The 16,056-nt window shown below is 56.4% G+C and carries 17 protein-coding genes; 11 read left to right on the top strand and 6 right to left on the bottom strand.

Features of this window, described 5'->3' with window-relative positions; genetic code table 11:
- The first annotated feature begins 4 nt into the window (after positions 1-4).
- Complete coding sequence (locus AC6I7J_RS19855) at positions 5-784, top strand: SDR family oxidoreductase (protein ID WP_215481387.1); 780 nt, start codon at positions 5-7, stop codon at positions 782-784.
- 14 nt (positions 785-798) lie between these two features.
- Here AC6I7J_RS19855 and AC6I7J_RS19850 read toward each other — a convergent pair whose 3' ends face one another.
- The gene (locus tag AC6I7J_RS19850) at positions 799-1,500 is read right to left on the bottom strand and encodes an OBAP family protein (protein ID WP_058758848.1); all 702 of its coding nucleotides are present in this window, start codon (positions 1,498-1,500) and stop codon (positions 799-801) included.
- 272 nt (positions 1,501-1,772) lie between these two features.
- Here AC6I7J_RS19850 and gcvA point away from each other — a divergent pair, with 272 nt between their 5' ends.
- The 4 genes from gcvA (at position 1,773) to AC6I7J_RS19830 (ending at position 4,898) form a co-directional block, all read left to right on the top strand.
- Entirely contained in the window at positions 1,773-2,678 is a 906-nt protein-coding gene (gene gcvA / locus AC6I7J_RS19845) for a transcriptional regulator GcvA (protein ID WP_215481389.1), read from the top strand.
- Between the two features lie 75 nt (positions 2,679-2,753).
- A complete protein-coding gene (locus tag AC6I7J_RS19840) occupies positions 2,754-3,581 on the top strand; it encodes an EamA family transporter (RefSeq protein WP_498007401.1) in 828 nt (275 codons plus the stop codon).
- 19 nt (positions 3,582-3,600) lie between these two features.
- On the top strand, positions 3,601-4,491 hold the full coding sequence (locus AC6I7J_RS19835) for an oxidoreductase (RefSeq protein WP_498007400.1): 891 nt from the start codon (positions 3,601-3,603) through the stop codon (positions 4,489-4,491).
- Between the two features lie 161 nt (positions 4,492-4,652).
- Positions 4,653-4,898 (top strand): hypothetical protein, encoded by a 246-nt coding sequence (locus AC6I7J_RS19830; protein WP_088517540.1) that lies wholly within the window; start codon positions 4,653-4,655, stop codon positions 4,896-4,898.
- A 2-nt stretch (positions 4,899-4,900) separates the two neighbouring features.
- Here the strand turns inward: AC6I7J_RS19830 and bdcA are convergent, their stop codons facing one another.
- Positions 4,901-5,614: an SDR family oxidoreductase gene (gene bdcA / locus AC6I7J_RS19825; protein WP_498007399.1), complete on the bottom strand. Its 714-nt coding sequence runs from the start codon at positions 5,612-5,614 to the stop codon at positions 4,901-4,903.
- Between the two features lie 88 nt (positions 5,615-5,702).
- Between bdcA and AC6I7J_RS19820 the strand changes: the two genes are divergently transcribed.
- The 3 genes from AC6I7J_RS19820 to AC6I7J_RS19810 all read left to right on the top strand — a co-directional run bounded on the left by AC6I7J_RS19820 (position 5,703) and on the right by AC6I7J_RS19810 (position 7,551).
- On the top strand, positions 5,703-6,278 hold the full coding sequence (locus AC6I7J_RS19820; RefSeq protein WP_498007398.1) for a TetR/AcrR family transcriptional regulator: 576 nt from the start codon (positions 5,703-5,705) through the stop codon (positions 6,276-6,278).
- A 193-nt stretch (positions 6,279-6,471) separates the two neighbouring features.
- On the top strand, positions 6,472-6,936 hold the full coding sequence (locus tag AC6I7J_RS19815) for a pyridoxamine 5'-phosphate oxidase family protein (protein ID WP_058770508.1): 465 nt from the start codon (positions 6,472-6,474) through the stop codon (positions 6,934-6,936).
- 6 nt (positions 6,937-6,942) lie between these two features.
- On the top strand, positions 6,943-7,551 hold the full coding sequence (locus AC6I7J_RS19810) for a TetR/AcrR family transcriptional regulator (RefSeq protein ID WP_081316064.1): 609 nt from the start codon (positions 6,943-6,945) through the stop codon (positions 7,549-7,551).
- Here the strand turns inward: AC6I7J_RS19810 and AC6I7J_RS19805 are convergent.
- The 4 genes from AC6I7J_RS19805 to AC6I7J_RS19790 all read right to left on the bottom strand — a co-directional run bounded on the left by AC6I7J_RS19805 (position 7,548) and on the right by AC6I7J_RS19790 (position 12,017).
- Complete coding sequence (locus AC6I7J_RS19805; protein ID WP_058770507.1) at positions 7,548-8,252, bottom strand: GntR family transcriptional regulator; 705 nt, start codon at positions 8,250-8,252, stop codon at positions 7,548-7,550. The genes AC6I7J_RS19810 and AC6I7J_RS19805 overlap by 4 nt on opposite strands.
- A 126-nt stretch (positions 8,253-8,378) precedes the next feature.
- Positions 8,379-9,572: an enolase C-terminal domain-like protein gene (locus tag AC6I7J_RS19800; protein ID WP_058781387.1), complete on the bottom strand. Its 1,194-nt coding sequence runs from the start codon at positions 9,570-9,572 to the stop codon at positions 8,379-8,381.
- Between the two features lies 1 nt (position 9,573).
- Positions 9,574-10,893, bottom strand: coding sequence for an MFS transporter (locus AC6I7J_RS19795; protein ID WP_315656932.1), 1,320 nt, complete (start codon positions 10,891-10,893; stop codon positions 9,574-9,576).
- A 230-nt stretch (positions 10,894-11,123) separates the two neighbouring features.
- Entirely contained in the window at positions 11,124-12,017 is an 894-nt protein-coding gene (locus AC6I7J_RS19790; protein ID WP_021509567.1) for a LysR family transcriptional regulator, read from the bottom strand.
- A 224-nt stretch (positions 12,018-12,241) separates the two neighbouring features.
- On the opposite strand from AC6I7J_RS19790, the gene AC6I7J_RS19785 reads away from it, so the two are divergent.
- The 3 genes from AC6I7J_RS19785 (at position 12,242) to AC6I7J_RS19775 (ending at position 16,014) form a co-directional block, all read left to right on the top strand.
- Positions 12,242-12,676 (top strand): nuclear transport factor 2 family protein, encoded by a 435-nt coding sequence (locus AC6I7J_RS19785; RefSeq protein ID WP_498007397.1) that lies wholly within the window; start codon positions 12,242-12,244, stop codon positions 12,674-12,676.
- A gap of 484 nt (positions 12,677-13,160) precedes the next feature.
- Entirely contained in the window at positions 13,161-14,594 is a 1,434-nt protein-coding gene (gene proP, locus AC6I7J_RS19780; RefSeq protein ID WP_031280122.1) for a glycine betaine/L-proline transporter ProP, read from the top strand.
- A 139-nt stretch (positions 14,595-14,733) separates the two neighbouring features.
- Complete coding sequence (locus tag AC6I7J_RS19775; RefSeq protein ID WP_498007468.1) at positions 14,734-16,014, top strand: MFS transporter; 1,281 nt, start codon at positions 14,734-14,736, stop codon at positions 16,012-16,014.
- The last annotated feature ends 42 nt before the right edge of the window (positions 16,015-16,056 follow it).

The raw sequence follows: 16,056 nt of genomic DNA, 5'->3' as shown, positions 1-16,056 counted from the left end.
GACTATGTCCCCACGTTTAGCCAATAAAACCGCCATCATTACCGGTGCCGGCAGCGGCATCGGCAGCGCCATCGCCACCCTGTTTGCGCGCGAAGGCGCCCGCCTGGCGCTATTCGATCGCGATGCACACAGCAGCGAAGCGCTGGCGGCGCAGCTACAGCAGCAGTCCGGCCAGCGCTGTCTGGCCTGCGCAGCCGATGTCACGCAGCCGCAGCAGGTTAGCCGCGCGGTACAACAGGCGCAGCAGGCACTGGGGGATATTGATATCCTGATCAACTGCGCTGGCGTAAACGTTTTTCGCGATCCGCTGACGCTGGACGAGGATGACTGGCAGCGCTGCATGGACACCAATCTGAAAGGGCCTTACAACCTGATACGCAGCGTCCTGCCGGCGATGCTGGCCCGTCAGTACGGCAACATCGTTAACGTTGCCTCGGTGCACGGGCACAAAATCATTCCCGGCGCGTTCCCTTATCCGGTGGCTAAACACGGGCTGATCGGCCTGACGCGTTCCCTGGGCGTGGAGTACGCCGCGCAGGGCATTCGCGTAAACAGTATTTCGCCCGGTTTGATCATGACGCCAGCCGCTGAAGCCTGGCTGGCGAGCTGTCCGGATCCGCAGGCAGAGCGCGCGCGTCAGGCGGCGCTGCTGCCGTGTAAACGCATCGGCGAGCCGGATGAAGTGGCTTACACCGCGCTGTTTCTCGCCAGCGACGAGGCGCGCTTTATCAATGCCACTGATATCCTGATCGACGGCGGGCGCAGCCAGATGTATCACGAGTAAAGCGGAATCGCCGGTTACGGATGCACGCGCCGGCAATGATCGGCACCTGCCGCCACCGGATGGGCGGCGATATCCGCGCGGTCGGCGCGGATTGTCGCGGTATCGACGTCAAAGCGCTTATCGCGGTCAGCCAGCAGCGCCGGATTGAGCTGACCGTCGGCGGTAAAGCCCATCATTAGCGTCGGCGCGCCCAGCGGCAGCGTTTTATCGCGGTCGGTATGCCAGGTGTGCCAGGTTTTTCCGTAGGTGTTGACAATTTTGCTCATCAGCGCGTGCTCCGCGGCTGGCGGCAGGCCGGGCGCAATCAGCGTACCGGATTTCACTTCATAGCGATGGCTGTGCCAGTACTGCTTTTCCTGCGCCGGCAGCTGCTTAAATAAACGTTCGCTGATGATATATTCCACGCCCATTAATTTGGCGTCTTTTTTGTTACCGTCATAAATAACCGCCTGCATCACATCGTCATTAAGAATGGTGACGTAGTGATGGGCTTCCATCTGCCCCTGCTGATTTCCGCAGTAATAATGAAAACCATCCAGATACGTATTGATCGCCTCAATCGGCGGCCGCGACTGCAACGCCGCCGCTCCGCTCTCCAGCAGCGCGGTTTTCCCCGCTACCGGCGCACCAGGTGCCGTAACCGGCGAGGCGCTGTTATTCGCGCCACAGCCGGATAATAACAATAACGCCAGCGCGCTAAATACACGGTTTCGCATTTCATCACCCCATTCTTATATTGAGTGATAAACATAGTTAATCAGCGTCAGGACGCGAGCGCAGCGGGAACCATATCCGGCGGCGAATTAAAACTGCCACGCGGTAAATATCAGGCCGCTCAGCTGCTCGCCGATTCAGTGATGAATGTGTCGGCCACTGTTAGCAGAGTGACAGGCCGAGAGGCGAAGCTGGGGGCTGGGTGAATAAGTTTCGTGAGTAAACAGACGATTCCGCTATCATGAGTGAACGCTCATAAAACAAGGCTGCACTGATGAGAGAGTTACCGCCTACCGCCATGCTGCGCGCGTTTGAAGTGGCGACGCGTCATCCGACCTTTACCGCCGCGGCTGAAGAGCTGTTTATCACCCAAAGCGCCGTCAGCCATCAGCTCAAAAACCTGGAAGAGATCTGGGGCGTACAGCTGTTTCAGCGCGGCAAAACGCTGAGTCTGACGCCAGCCGGCGCGGCGCTGGCACCGATCGTGCGCGAGTTTTTTAGTAATCTGGAAACCACCTTAGCCGACTTACGCGAGCAGAAAGGCCGCGTGCGGCTGCGCGTGAATACCACCTACTCGTTTGCGCTGAAGTGGCTGTTGCCGCGCCTGCCGGGCCTGACGCGCCAGCACCCGGAAATCCTGGTGACGCTGGAAAGCACCGATGATGCGATTACCTTCTCGCGCCAGGATTCTGACGTGGCGATCCGCTTTGGCCATGGCAATTATCCGGCGCTGCACAGCGAATTTATGTTTCGTGAACAGCTGTTTCCGGTCGCCAGCCCGGCGCTGCTGCAGCGCTTTGGCACGCCACAGGAACCGGCAGAACTGCTGCGCTACCCGCTGCTGATGCGTGATGGCGCCGATCTGGTGCCTAAGTGGGAGATCTGGTTTAAACAGGTCGGCCTGACGCTGGATGCCTTACAGGAGAGCGTACGTTTTGCCGACACCAATATGACGCTGGAAGCCGCGCTGCTGGGGCAAGGCGTGGCGCTGGCGCGCAGCGGTCACGTTGAAAAAGAGCTGCGCGACGGTAGCCTGGTGCGGCTGTTCAGCGTCGCGTTTTCCTCGCCCGCCGCCTACTATTTCGTCTGTCCGCAGGGCATTGAAACCCAGCCGCACATCGTTGATTTTCGTCGCTGGCTGCTCGCTGAATCACGTCAGGCGCAGCAGGATTATCAGTAAAGCATGAGCTTTTACTCATAGCGCAATGATAAATCTTCGCTTTCCAATCCATTTGCGGCTGCATAGCATCAGCCTATGCCTGATTACATTATTGTCTTAACGCTGTGCGCCGCGCTTCTGCACGCCAGTTGGAACACTTTACTGCGCGGCGGATCCGATCGCCTGTGGTCAATGACCATTATGTGCGTGGCGATCGCGCTGGTGTGTGCGCTCAGTACGCTGTTTCTGCCGCTGCCGGCGCGCGCCAGCTGGAAATATGCGCTGCTTTCGGCGCTGCTGCACGTCGGCTATAACCTGTGCCTGGTGCGCAGCTACCAGAGCGGCGATCTCGGCCAGACCTATCCGATTGCGCGCGGATCGTCGCCGCTGCTGGTGACCTGCGCCGCCGCGCTGTTTGCCGGCGAGCACATCGCCTTTACTACGCTGTGCGGCATTGTGCTGGTGTCCGCTGGCATTGTGTCGCTGGCGCTGCGCGGCGGCAAACTGGCGCTGCCGGGCCTGCGCTACATGCTGGCGACCGGTGCCTTTATCGCCGCGTACAGCGTGGTGGACGGCATGGGCGTGCGCGTTGCCGGCAATGCGTTTGCGTATACCGCGTGGATGTGCAGCTTGTGGGGCATATTAATGCCGGCGGTCTACATCGCGCTGCGCGACAGCAAAAGCCTGCTGCAGTGGCGACCGGGCGTGCTGAGCGCCGCGGCGGGTGGCCTGGTTTCGCTGCTGGCCTACGGCATCATCATTTACGCCATGACGGCAGCGCCGATGGGCGCGGTGTCGGCGCTGCGTGAAACCAGCGTGCTGTTTGCCGCCGTGCTGGGCGCGCTGTTTCTCGGTGAAGCATTAACGGTAAGGAAAATGCTGGCGTGTGCGGTGATTGCACTCGGCACGCTGATGATCGGTTAAGCGATGAGGAGATGGCAGCATGTCTGAACGTTGTAAAATCGCCCTGCTGGGCCCCGGTGCAATTGGCACCACCGTCGCGGCGGTGCTGCATGAAGCCGGGCGCACCCCGCTGCTGTGCGGCCGCACGGCCCATGCACAGTTAACGCTGCGCCACGATGCGGGCAAAATCAGCGTGCCCGGTCCGGTATTGCATGATGCCTCGCACGTGACACAACGCTGCGATTTGCTGTTCGTGGCGGTTAAAACCACCCAGGTCGCGGACAGCGCCGCGTGGCTGGCCACTCTGTGCGATGAAAAAACCGTGGTGTGCGCGCTGCAAAATGGCGTCGAGCAGCAGAGCCAGCTGGCGCCTTACGTCAACGGCGCCACGGTATTACCTTCGGTGGTGTGGTTTCCGGCGCAGCGCGAGCCGGATGCGTCAGTCTGGCTGCGCGCCCAGCCTCGCCTGACCTTGCCGGATGTGCCGCAGGCCGCGCGCGTAGTGGATGCGCTACGCGATACGCGCTGTGAGGTGGCACTGGCCGCGGATTTTCTCTCCATCGCCTGGCGCAAGCTGTTACAAAATGCCGTCGCCGGTTTGATGGTGCTGGCCAACCGTCGCGCCGGCATGTTTAGCCGCGGCGATATCACGCAGCTGGGATTAGCCTATTTACAGGAGTGCCTGACGGTGGCGCGCGCGGCCGGTGCGGTGCTGGACGACAGCGTGCCGCAGGAAATTATTGATGGCTTTCACCGCGCGCCGCCCGATCTGAGCACCTCGATCCTGGCCGATCGCCAGGCCAACCGCCCGCTGGAGTGGGATACCCGCAATGGTGTGGTACAGCGCTATGGCCGTCAGCATGCTATTGCTACGCCGATCAGTGATGTCATGGTGCCGCTGCTGGCAGCGGGCAGCGAAGGGCCGGGCTGATAAAATAGGTTGCCTGTCGCGCGGGGAGAAACAGCTATGCTGCGAATTGTTTATACAACGGCCAGGTTTTAATTGCGCCGCTACCAAGAGGGTGCGATGTTCAGCTGATTTAAACCATCGCCTCCGCGGTATAATCACGATAACGGCAACAGGACGCACTTATGACAGATTACGTTTTTTATCGCAAACAACAGGTTATCGCCACGCTGGAACGATCGGATGTGGAACGTGCCCGGCTGCTGATGGCGGACGGTTACAGCAAGATGGATGAAGAAATTAATGCAGCCAGCGCGCAGGCGGCGCTGCGGCGGCTGGCTGATATGCGCCATGAAGAGCACATGACCGAACACGCTTTTGCCACCGGTTCGGTATTCAGCGCGGTGGTCAGCGCCCTGTTCAGACACTGACGTTATGCGCCAAACGCCCCATCAATGGTGTGCATGGCGCCGGTGACGAAACCGGCTTCGGGTCCTGCCAGCCACGCCACCATGCCAGCCACCTCTTCAGAACGGCCATGGCGTTTGATGGCCATGAAGCTGTGCATCAGATCTTTCATCGGACCATTTTCCGGATTGGCATCGGTATCAATCGGGCCCGGTTGCACCACGTTAATGGTGATGCCGCGCGGTCCGAAATCCCGCGCCAGGCCGCGCGCCAGCCCCTGTAAAGCGGATTTACTTAGCGCATAAGACGCCATACCGGGAATCGGCATACGGTCGCCATTGACCGAACCGATAATGATGATGCGGCCGCCGGCTGGCATCTGTCGGGCGGCTTCAACCGCAGCATGATACGGCGCGTGAATGTTAATGCGGAACAGGCGATCGACCGCGTCCGGATCCTGTTCCAGCGCATCGCCAAACAGGGCGATACCGGCATTGACCACCAGCACATCCAGCGGTCCGCTGTCGCGCACGGTGGCAATCACCGCATCGCGCTCTGAGCTGTCGGTATGAACGGCAGCCGAACCGGTTTCGTGCGCCAGTTTTTTGGCGGCCTCCGGCGAACCTGAGAAGGTAAAGGTCACGCTGGCACCCTCATCAGCAAAGCGACGCACGATAGCCGCACCAATACCGCGACTGCCGCCCAGAACCAGAACCTGCTTATCTTTAAATACGCTCATTTGCATCTCCACGTGTGATTTCTTAGTATGCATTACAAAATGAGCCCGATTTAATGTCAATGTAATTTTGTAGCGAGTACTACAAAATATGAAATCACCTGGTCGTCCCCGTAACTTTGACCCCGAACACGCCGTAGCGGTTGCGCAGGGGTTATTCCATGCCAAAGGTTATGACGCCGTCAGCGTCGCCGATGTCACTGACGCGCTGGGCATCAATCCGCCGAGCTTTTACAGCGCGTTCGGTAACAAGGCCGGATTGTATGCCCGCGTTCTCGATCGCTACGCCACTACCGGCTCGATTCCACTGGCTGAGATACTGCGCGACGACCGCCCAGTGGCCGAAGCCCTCGATGCGTTACTGAAAGCGGCGGCGCTGCATTATGCCCGAGATGAGGTGTGTGCGGGTTGTCTGGTGCTGGAAGGGATTCGCTGTCAGGATCAGCAGGCGCGCGAGGCGGCCAGAGTGTTTCATCGCGCCGCTGAGGACACCATCCGGTGCTATATCGCGGCCCGCTACCCACAAGATGCGCCGCGCCTGACCGATTTTGTCAGTACCGTGATGTCCGGACTTTCTGCCAGAGCGCGTCAGGGTCACAGCGTTGAGCAACTGCTGGCCAGCGCGCAGCTGGCAGGTTTGGCGGTGGCTGCAGCGCTGCAGCAATGAGTTGCTCCCAACAGAAGCAGAATGAACCCTCTTTCTCCCGGCAAACGCGCCATTGACAGGCGCCAATAAGATTCACTTGTGTATCTTAACTGGCTGCGCTAGTCTGAAAGAATAAGATTCAATCGTGTATCTTATTTCTTTTTTCCAATATTAATGGCGTGACATCAGGGCGAATGAAAAGTGGAGCGCAGAGATGACACTAATACAGGCCGCATCCGGTAATGAGAAGTTAAATACGCTGCGCCATTTCTTTAACAATCATCATGATAAATTACTTTGTACGGCAAGTGCTGACGGTCAACCTAATGTCGCTTTCATGGGAACACCCCGTCAGTTGCCCGATGGAACCATTGAGTTTGAGATAAGTGACGAGGCGTCGGTCACACTCCGGAACATCCACCAGAATAGATCCGTTGTGTTCATCGCCTGGGAGACGGGTGAAAGGGCACGAGACTACTGCGGAGCCAGGATTCATGCGCAGGTGACAGAAATACACGATAAGGGCGAGAAGCTGGAGAGAATTCGTCAGAATATCCTGCTGAAACATGGTGCGCACAAGGCAGCCGAATTGCGGGCCACAGTCAGTTGTGTGATAACCAGGGTACGACCCATCGTTGATCGAGGTCAGCCCTGGGATCAGCCACCTTTCATTGATTGAACAATTATGACACTCATGAATCAGGGAAAAAAAACCATCGCCACACGACGGCGTGGAGCTCAGCTGGAAGACGCCATCCTGAATGCGGCCTGGGACCTTTTACTGGAACAAGGCTATAACGGCTTTACTTACGAAGCCGTGGCGGCACGCGCTAAAACCAGCAGGCCGGTGCTCCACAGGCGCTGGCCACAGCGCAACGATTTGCTGCTTGCCGCGACGCAAAAAGCCTGGCAAGCACAACTCATTGAGACCCCTGACACGGGCAGCCTGCGTGGCGATGCTCTGGCCCTGCTGCGGCATGCTGATGTCGGTCGCGTGCGCATGTTGACCCTGATGAACCTGCAGATAACGGACTTTTTTCGCGAGACCGGCATCAACTTCAGCCAGTTACGGAAACGGCTAGGGGATGTCAATGAGCCAGGCCCGTGTGAAGTGATCGTCGCGCGCGCTGTGGCACGCAGTGAGTTAACGGATAAGCAATGGTCAACCCGGGTTATTAACCTGCCGCTTGATCTCTATCGCCATGAAGTGTTTATGACCATGCAGCCCGTTTCAGAAGACGTTGTGCTGGAAATCATTGATGATATCTGGCTTCCACTGCTCCGAATGCCTTAACCGCGCGGGTTTACATCAGCATCCGCCACCGACCGCTGGAACATACGCATAATGCCGCCAAGATGCCAGTGCAGAAGTTCCAGCGCCTGTTCATCCTCGTAATTAGTTAACCGCGCCACGATCGCCTCATGATCGTTTTGCGAACCCTGAAACTCATCCGGCGTGCGCGTCAGGTGATTGAGAAAGGCACGAATGCGGTTGATGCTGGTTTTGTAAAAACCGACCAGCTCGCTATTCTGGCTGGCTTCAATCAGTGCCATATGAAACGCCGCATCGGTTTCGCGGTAGGTCTCCGGCGCGTTTTGTAATGCATCGCGTCCACGCGCCAGCTGTTCGTTCAGGCGCGCGATCAGCGCCTGACGATCATGTTGCAGCGCCAGCTTTAATGCGCCTGACTCCAGAATCTGCCGCATCTCACAGGTTTCGCGCATCTCCCGCTCATTAAACGAAAACACAAAAGTGCCGCGCTGCGGGATAATTTGCACCAGACGCTCCATCTCCAGCTTTTGCAGCGCCGCTCTAACCGGCGTCCGGCTCACATTAAGCTGGGTGGCAATGTCGTTCTCGGAAATCAATGCACCGGGTGCAATCTGGCAATTCACGATCAGGTCCCGAATATGATCGGCCAGAATGCTGCTCAATGACTGCGGGCGGAGGATGTTTTTCGATGACCAGTCAATGATGAGTTTATCGGCGGGCATAGCGTGACGAGCGTCCTTTAAACAGCGAGCATTTAGGGGGTCAGAATGACGATGGGCACTGTGTTTTGTAGTATACAAGAGACAGATCCCGCAAACAATAACGGGCCTGTTTGAGGGAACGTTGGGTTATGAGGTGAACAAGTATGTCTGCTGCTGGATATGCGCTGGATTAAGTGCCATGCCCATGCCGGGTCCCTGCGGTACCGGGATTAACCCGTTCTGCGGCACCAGCGGATCGCGCAGGAAGTACTGATGAATATCGTTCCATTTCACCAGATACTCCTGATAAGGCGTGTGGATCGGCGATTGCGTGGTGCTGAAATGGGCCGTTGCGATGCTGGAATGACCGTGCGGGATCACTTGCAAATCGTACAGGGTGGCGATAGCGGCAATTTTTAGCGTTTCTGAAAGCCCACCGCACCAGTAGATATCGGGCTGAATCACATCCAGCGCCCCGGATTCAAAGAAGCGTTTGAAGCCCCAGCGCGTGTACTCATGTTCGCCTCCCGCCATCGGGATGGACAGTTTATCTTTGAGTCGTTGCATACTGCCGATTCTGTCAGCCATTACGCACTCTTCCAGCCAGCGCGGGCGATACGGCTCGATCCCCTTTGCCAGTTCAAGCAGATACGTTACATCCATCGACTGCCAGCAATCAAACATCAGATCGTAATCATCCCCCACGGCTTCGCGCAGCGTTTTTGCCAGTTCGATGTTTTTCTTCAGCCCTTCCCTGCCGCTCATCGGGCCGTGGCGGAAAAACCATTTTTGCCCGCGATATCCCAGCGCCTTATACTCCAGCGCCCGCTCGTGCACCCGCGCCATATCCTGCACCGCAAAACCCAGCATCGATGCGTATGCCGGTATTTCTTCCCTTAACGAACCGCCCAGCAGGCGAAAGACTGGTTGCTGCATCCATTTGGCACGCAGATCCCACAAGGCACAATCCACCGCGCTGATCGCCAGCATGCCATCGCCCTGACGCCCATGAATCTGCGCCCGGTACATCTGATCCCACAAACGCTCGGTGTCGCGCGGATCCTGACCCAGCAACAACGGCCGCAGCTGGCCATGAATGATAGATGCAACGGCATGCGGCACCGGCCCTGCCAGCCCGTCCACGCCCTCATCAGAAACGATCTCAAGAAACACGGTGGTAATGGCAAAACCGTCTTCCAGCTGAACGCCACCGTCATGATTATTCACGGTACGAAACTGCGCATAGATATCGGTGGGACGCGCGAGACGCTCCTCCCAGAAATCGCCCTCTCCCGGCATCACGCCTTTCACCTGAAGTAACCGGACATCAATAATCTTCATACTACTGCCCCTCACGTTGTTCATTGCTGGCCTGGTAAGCCGGTAAACGCTGACGACGGAAGATGATGCTCAGGGTAATGATCGAGAGCATCGCCATCGCCGCCAGCCAGTAAAATCCGCCGTTATAACTGCCGCTGCGGTCGCGTATCACGCCGATGACCCACGGATTCACCACACTGGCAATACTTCCCAGCGCATTGATCAGGGCGAGGCCGCCCGCCACCACGGATGCCGGGATAAACTGCGCGGGCAATCCCCAGAACACCGGCATCGCACCGAAAAAGCCAAATGCCGAACAGCACAAAAACATCATTTTCACCAGCGAGTTATCGAACCACGCAACGCATAACAGCCCGACAAAGGAGAAGATCAGCGCCAGATAGTTGGCCAGCAGACGCGACCCGGGACGATCGGCTATGCGTCCCAGCACCAGCATGCCGGCCAGACCAAATACGTAAGGGATGATGGTGATGAATCCGGTCTGAACATGACTTAAGCCGGTTTCGCTGATGATCAGCGGCAGGAAGGTGCTCACCGCACCGTTGAGGTTCGCCAGTCCGTAATAGGTGAGGCTGAACAACAACACCAGCGGGCTGAACAGCGCTTTCAGCAGACCGCCGTGGCCGCGCGACGGCAGTTTTTGCCGCTCAGCAGCCAGTGTTGTCACCAGCCAGTGCTGCTCATCTGCGTTGAGGAAGCGGGCATCTTCCGGCCTATCGGGCAACGCAAAGGGGACGATCAATCCCAGCACAATCGCCGGAATGGCCTCCAACAGAAACATCAGCTGCCAGCCGCGCAGCCCCAGCCATCCGTGCAGCTCTAACAACAGGCTGGAAACCGGCGTGCCGATAATCAGCGCAATCGGAATGCCGGTCATAAACGAGGCGATAATGCGTCCGCGCCACGCCACCGGAAACCACAGGGTGAGATAAAACACGATGCCGGGGAAGAAACCGGCTTCAGCGGCACCCAGCAGCGCGCGCATGACATAAAGGCTGTTTTCACTCCATACAAACATATGCGCACCGGAGATGATGCCCCAGGTCACCATAATGCGGGCGATCCACCAGCGCGCGCCCACCCTTTCCATCAGCAGATTGGAGGGCAGTTCGAGGATGGCGTAAGGCAGGAAAAACAGACCGGCGGCAAGGCCAAAACTGGCGGCGCTGATGCCGAGATCGGCATTCATGGTGAGGGCGGCCACGCCGATATTGGCGCGATCGATCACCGCAATAACGTAGCAGCCAATCAGCAGCGGAATCAGTCGCCACGACAGTTTACGGATCACCCGCTTTTCAATTTCAGTATCTGTACTTTGCATGGTCTTTCCCGGTGTTGGTGACATGGATAAAAAATGCACTTGTATACAAGTTCTGTTGTATACATCCGCTGACCACTCTTCAATGGGCTGAGTACGGAAATGAGATATGAAACGTTTCAGCGTGAAGCCGCTGGTAAACGTTTATAAGAGGGTCGAGCCGGGCGAAGATGAGCTAAAAACGTGGTGATTAATCGAAGTGAACAGAGTGCGCTGGCACACTCCGGGCAGGGTTATTTTATGCGCAGCCATTGTATAAACGCGCGCATGGCAGGTGACATGGCTTTACCCGCTATCCAGCAAAGTGAATAACCCGGGAATTCCATCTCCCAGGGTTGCAGAAGGCGACAAAGCTTGCCGGCGGCCAGCGATGCACTGACCCGTTCCGCCGTTAACTGAGCAATACCTGCGCCAGCAATAGCGGCCTGCCGCTGCCTTTCGCGATCGTCTACCACCAGATTTCCATGCACGGGAATATCAAAAATTTTCCCCTCATTTAAAAACTGCCAGGGCTCTACCCTGCTACTTCCCGGCCAGCGCCAGCCGATGCAATTGTGATTAAGCAGATCTTCCGGGACTTCAACCGCACCATGCTTTGCCAGATATGCTGGCGCAGCGACCACAATCTGATGGAGCGGCTTGCCTAATGGAATAGCAACAAATCCCGGTTCCAGCACCTCGCCTAAGCGCAGTGATAAATCATAGCCGCCGCGGCTCAGATCGACCGGCGCATCGCTGGTTGTGATATCCAGCTGCACGTTGGGATAATCAGTAAGAAACCCGGCAATATTGTGATCAAGAAACATTTCAGCCCCCGATCGAAAAGCATGAACGCGAATCAGCCCCTTAATATCCTGGCTTCTGGCGTGTGCCTGCTGCAGGGTCTCATGCAGATTAGTCATAATGGGTGCAGTCTGAAGAAACAGGGACTTGCCATCATCGGTAAGATATACCGCCCGGGTGGTCCGGTTCAGCAAACGTTGCCCGAGTTGTGCTTCCAGCGCGGTAATTTGCTGACTGACGGCTGACGCGGATACCCCTAGTATTTCCGCAGCGGCTCTGAAATTCAGTTGCTGAGCAACCACGACAAAAGCCCGTAGAGCCAGATACTCCGCGCTGTTAATCATTATTGATGTCCTTTATTAATTGCCACTTAACACACCATTAAGATACAGGAACTTCACGCCTGTAAGTATCTCGTTATAATCACTCAAATCATAATTAATAAATAATATCAGGAGCACTTTATGCTGCAGGAAAACCTTGAATTAGCCCAGAGATTACAAATTATCGAAGACAAACTGGCTATTTATGAATTGATTGCGTCACATCCCCCAGCGCAGATACTGCAATGGCGGAATATACATTATCGGTTTATCTGGAAAAGAGTGAATTCAATCGCGGCCCTCATCTTGATGGTGCGGAGGGTGCAGAGGCGATAGCCGCCTTTATTTTGCGGCCTGAGCATGAGGAAGCACTGGCTAGCGGATTAGCGCATTTTACCGGATTACCCTTGATTGATCTGCGCGGAGACAGCGCGGTAGTCACCTCTTATTTACAGTTAATTTATCTGGATGATAAAGGCGAATCACGCATGCTGGCCAATCACGGCAGCTCTCCTGGGTATCGCATACATCGCGTTGTAGTGAATCGCTGGGAGTTGAAACGCATTGCGGATCAATGGAAAATTCATCGCAGGACGTTGATTCCGGTGGACGGTAGCGGTTTATCACGCGCATTGCTTTTCCAGGGGCTGAAAGATGTATTCAGCCGGCAATCACGATAATTAACGCGACAAGACAGTCATTGAGCCAGACCACGATGTATAGCGACGTCACCAATGACAATCCGCTACGAGACTGGCGGCGCAGGTTGGTGTCCAGCATGGCAACAGTCTGGCTATTCCTTTGCGCCAAATCCTTTGGTGATGTACTTGCCAGTAACGTATGAAATTTATCAAAGCCGACATTCTTATCCTGTAGCAATGTAGCATATTCCCCTATAAATCACCGCCTCACCAAAGAATATCATGTGCAGAATGCTATCAGCTTTAAGCATTAGCATAATGGGTTATTTCAGCCGCTGCGCCTTTTGACAGTCTCATACTCTAACGCTACGCTTAATTGCAAGGATATATGTCGCAAACTTGCGTAAAGATAAAATATTTCCTAAGGTGACCGCCTTTCAGCCTCTTATAGCTTTCATTTCCCTTTGTGAAGTGCCGGCTGCGAAAGCTATAAGATCGCTCCAATTTTACTCATGGGGAGTTTATGAGCACCGGAACGATGACCAATAAACCTGATTTGACCGTTGACGATATTACCGTCATTGACAACAAATTATTGAAACGCGCCGTCAGCGCCGCAGCGCTGGGTAATACCATGGAGTGGTTTGATTTCGGCGTTTATAGTTACCTTGCCGTGATTATCGGCCAGGTATTTTTCCCGGACGCCAGTAATACCGCGCAGCTTATTGCGTCGTTTGGTACTTTTGCGGCCGCGTTTTTAGTGCGCCCGATTGGCGGCATGGTATTTGGTCCACTCGGCGATCGCTTTGGCCGGCAGAAAGTGCTGGCCTTTACCATGATTATGATGTCGATTGGTACCTTCTGTATTGGCCTGATTCCCAGCTATGCCAGTATCGGTATTGCCGCGCCGATCCTGCTGTTACTGGCGCGTCTGGTGCAGGGCTTTTCCACCGGCGGTGAATATGGCGGTGCCGCCACCTTTATTGCGGAATACTCCACCGACAAACGCCGCGGCTTTATGGGCAGCTTCCTGGAGTTTGGTACGCTGGCCGGTTATCTGCTGGGCGCCAGCCTGGTGACCGGTATGATTGCGCTGCTGCCGCATCAGGCGATGATGGACTGGGGCTGGCGCATTCCGTTCTTCCTGGCCGCGCCGCTGGGGCTGTTTGGCCTGTATATCCGCCTGAAGCTGGAAGAGACACCCGCGTTTAAAGAGCACATGGATAAGCGTGAAGAGGCCGAACATAATAAGCCGCAGCTCACGCTGTGGCAAATGCTGCGCACGCAGAGTAAGCCGCTATTGAAGTGTATTGGTCTGGTGCTGCTGTTTAACGTGTCTAATTATATGCTGACTGCCTACATGCCAAGTTATTTAACCGGCATTCTGGGACTGAGCGAAATATCCGGTCTGCTGCTGGTGATGGTGGTGATGTTTATCATGATGCCGCTGACCTTAATGTGGGGCCATTTTACCGACCGCATCGGCCGTAAACCGGTGATTGGTTTCGGCGCGCTGGGATTATTAGTGCTGGCGATCCCGGCGTTCATGCTGATTGGTTCTGGCAACATGCTATGGGTATTTGCCGGTCTGGCCGTGCTGGGCTTACTGCATACCTGCTTTAGCGGCACCATGCCAGCGACATTACCGGCACTGTTTGTCACCGATATTCGTTACAGCGCGCTGGCTATCGGCTTTAATTTGTCAGTCTCGCTGTTCGGTGGCACCACACCGTTAATTACCGCATGGCTGGTCGACACCACGCACAATACCATGATGCCGGCGTATTACATGATGGGTGCCGGCGTGATTGGTTTGTTAACGGTATTGACGCTGAGTGAGACAGCACGTAAGCCACTGAAAGGTTCATCCCCTGCGGTAGCGACTAAAGCCGAGGCGCATAAACTGATTGATAAACTGCGTAAACAGCGCAGCCGTAAAAAACAGCAGCCAGCATAATCCTCGCTGATATTCACATCAGGTGCGCTCAATGCGCACCTTTTTTTGTGCCCTGCGTCAGACTTATAGCTCAGATAATCGCCCCGGGCTGCGGTAGACTGACATTCTCTGACTGTTTTTTACTCATTAAGGGTTAATGATGTCATCTGCCGTGTCTCCCGCCGTTAATCAAAAGCGCGTACTGATTGCCGGATCCGTCGGCAATTTTATCGAGTGGTATGAATTCGCCGTGTACGGTTTCATGGCCACGCTGATCGCTAAACATTTCTTTCAGCTGGAAGGAGAAAGCGCCCTCACCAGCCTGATCCTCACCTATGCGGCCTTCGCGGTGGCGTTCTTTTTTCGCCCGTTAGGGGCAGTACTGTTTGGCCGCCTGGGCGATCGCTATGGCCGTAAACCGGTGCTGATCGCGGTGCTGGTATTGATGACGCTGGCCACCGTCGCCATCGGTCTGGTCCCGGTTTATGCCAGCATTGGCGTGGCTGCGCCGCTGCTGATTACACTGCTACGCATTTTGCAGGGACTGTTTGCCGGCGGAGAATACGGCGGTGCGGTCTCGCTGATGACCGAATCGGCGCCGCCCGGCAAGCGCGGATTTTATGGCGCATGGCAGTCGCTGACGGTGGCGCTCGGACTGCTGGCGGGCGCGGGCGTGGTGGCAGTACTGCCGCTGCTGCTGGGAGACGCCGCCATGAACGCCTGGGGCTGGCGCATTCCCTTCCTGCTGGCGCTGCCGCTCGGCGCAGTGGCGCTGTGGCTGCGCACCGGCCTCGACGAATCACCGCAGTTCAGCCAGACACCGGCGGCACCACAACAGCAGGCATCGCTGGGTGTCACGCTGCGCGCTATCGTGCTGGGCATTGGCCGGTTAATGGTATGGTCGGCCGCCGGTTATACCTACCTCGTGATCATGCCTACCTATCTGCAGGCTGCGCTGCATACCGGCTTTAACCAGGCGCTGCTGATTGCGGTGATCTCTAACCTCGGCTTTGCCGCCACCATTCTGCCGGCCGGCATACTCAGCGATCGCTATGGCCGCCGCACATTAATGCTGCTGGCGACGTTTTTGCTGCTGGTGCTGGCTTTCCCGCTGCTGAAAGTGTTGCAGCATCCGGAAAGCGGTATGGCGATCAAAGCGCTGGTGGTATTTATCGCCGGTGCGCTGGTGGGCATGCTGGCCGGACCGGGACCGGCGATGCTGGCCGAGATGTTCCCGACCCGCGTGCGTTACACCGGGCTGGGGCTGGCCTATTCGCTCTCCAACGCGCTGTTTTCCGGCTGCGCGGGTCTGATCATTACCGGCCTGATGAAGCAAACCGGCAACGCCGATATTCCCGCCTGGTATGTGATGGCCACCGCCATAGTGAGTTTTGTCGCGCTGCTTTCGCTTAATAAGGACGATCACCGCAGACCCCTTTAACATCATGCGGCTTCGTTCCTGCCCCTCATGTGATGCAGCCTT

The sequence above is a fragment of the Type-C symbiont of Plautia stali genome (genome assembly GCF_059730935.1).
Note: the sequence above shows the minus strand (reverse complement) of the source record. Positions and strands in the feature narration are given on the sequence as shown.

What these genes read in the sequence shown, in the direction of transcription:
- AC6I7J_RS19855 (WP_215481387.1), top strand. Translation starts at nt 5, where the DNA reads ATGTCCCCACGTTTAGCCAATAAAACCGCCATCATTACCGGTGCCGGC.
- AC6I7J_RS19850 (WP_058758848.1), bottom strand. Translation starts at nt 1,500, where the DNA reads ATGCGAAACCGTGTATTTAGCGCGCTGGCGTTATTGTTATTATCCGGC.
- gcvA (WP_215481389.1), top strand. Translation starts at nt 1,773, where the DNA reads ATGAGAGAGTTACCGCCTACCGCCATGCTGCGCGCGTTTGAAGTGGCG.
- AC6I7J_RS19840 (WP_498007401.1), top strand. Translation starts at nt 2,754, where the DNA reads ATGCCTGATTACATTATTGTCTTAACGCTGTGCGCCGCGCTTCTGCAC.
- AC6I7J_RS19835 (WP_498007400.1), top strand. Translation starts at nt 3,601, where the DNA reads ATGTCTGAACGTTGTAAAATCGCCCTGCTGGGCCCCGGTGCAATTGGC.
- AC6I7J_RS19830 (WP_088517540.1), top strand. Translation starts at nt 4,653, where the DNA reads ATGACAGATTACGTTTTTTATCGCAAACAACAGGTTATCGCCACGCTG.
- bdcA (WP_498007399.1), bottom strand. Translation starts at nt 5,614, where the DNA reads ATGAGCGTATTTAAAGATAAGCAGGTTCTGGTTCTGGGCGGCAGTCGC.
- AC6I7J_RS19820 (WP_498007398.1), top strand. Translation starts at nt 5,703, where the DNA reads ATGAAATCACCTGGTCGTCCCCGTAACTTTGACCCCGAACACGCCGTA.
- AC6I7J_RS19815 (WP_058770508.1), top strand. Translation starts at nt 6,472, where the DNA reads ATGACACTAATACAGGCCGCATCCGGTAATGAGAAGTTAAATACGCTG.
- AC6I7J_RS19810 (WP_081316064.1), top strand. Translation starts at nt 6,943, where the DNA reads ATGACACTCATGAATCAGGGAAAAAAAACCATCGCCACACGACGGCGT.
- AC6I7J_RS19805 (WP_058770507.1), bottom strand. Translation starts at nt 8,252, where the DNA reads ATGCCCGCCGATAAACTCATCATTGACTGGTCATCGAAAAACATCCTC.
- AC6I7J_RS19800 (WP_058781387.1), bottom strand. Translation starts at nt 9,572, where the DNA reads ATGAAGATTATTGATGTCCGGTTACTTCAGGTGAAAGGCGTGATGCCG.
- AC6I7J_RS19795 (WP_315656932.1), bottom strand. Translation starts at nt 10,893, where the DNA reads ATGCAAAGTACAGATACTGAAATTGAAAAGCGGGTGATCCGTAAACTG.
- AC6I7J_RS19790 (WP_021509567.1), bottom strand. Translation starts at nt 12,017, where the DNA reads ATGATTAACAGCGCGGAGTATCTGGCTCTACGGGCTTTTGTCGTGGTT.
- AC6I7J_RS19785 (WP_498007397.1), top strand. Translation starts at nt 12,242, where the DNA reads ATGGCGGAATATACATTATCGGTTTATCTGGAAAAGAGTGAATTCAAT.
- proP (WP_031280122.1), top strand. Translation starts at nt 13,161, where the DNA reads ATGAGCACCGGAACGATGACCAATAAACCTGATTTGACCGTTGACGAT.
- AC6I7J_RS19775 (WP_498007468.1), top strand. Translation starts at nt 14,734, where the DNA reads ATGTCATCTGCCGTGTCTCCCGCCGTTAATCAAAAGCGCGTACTGATT.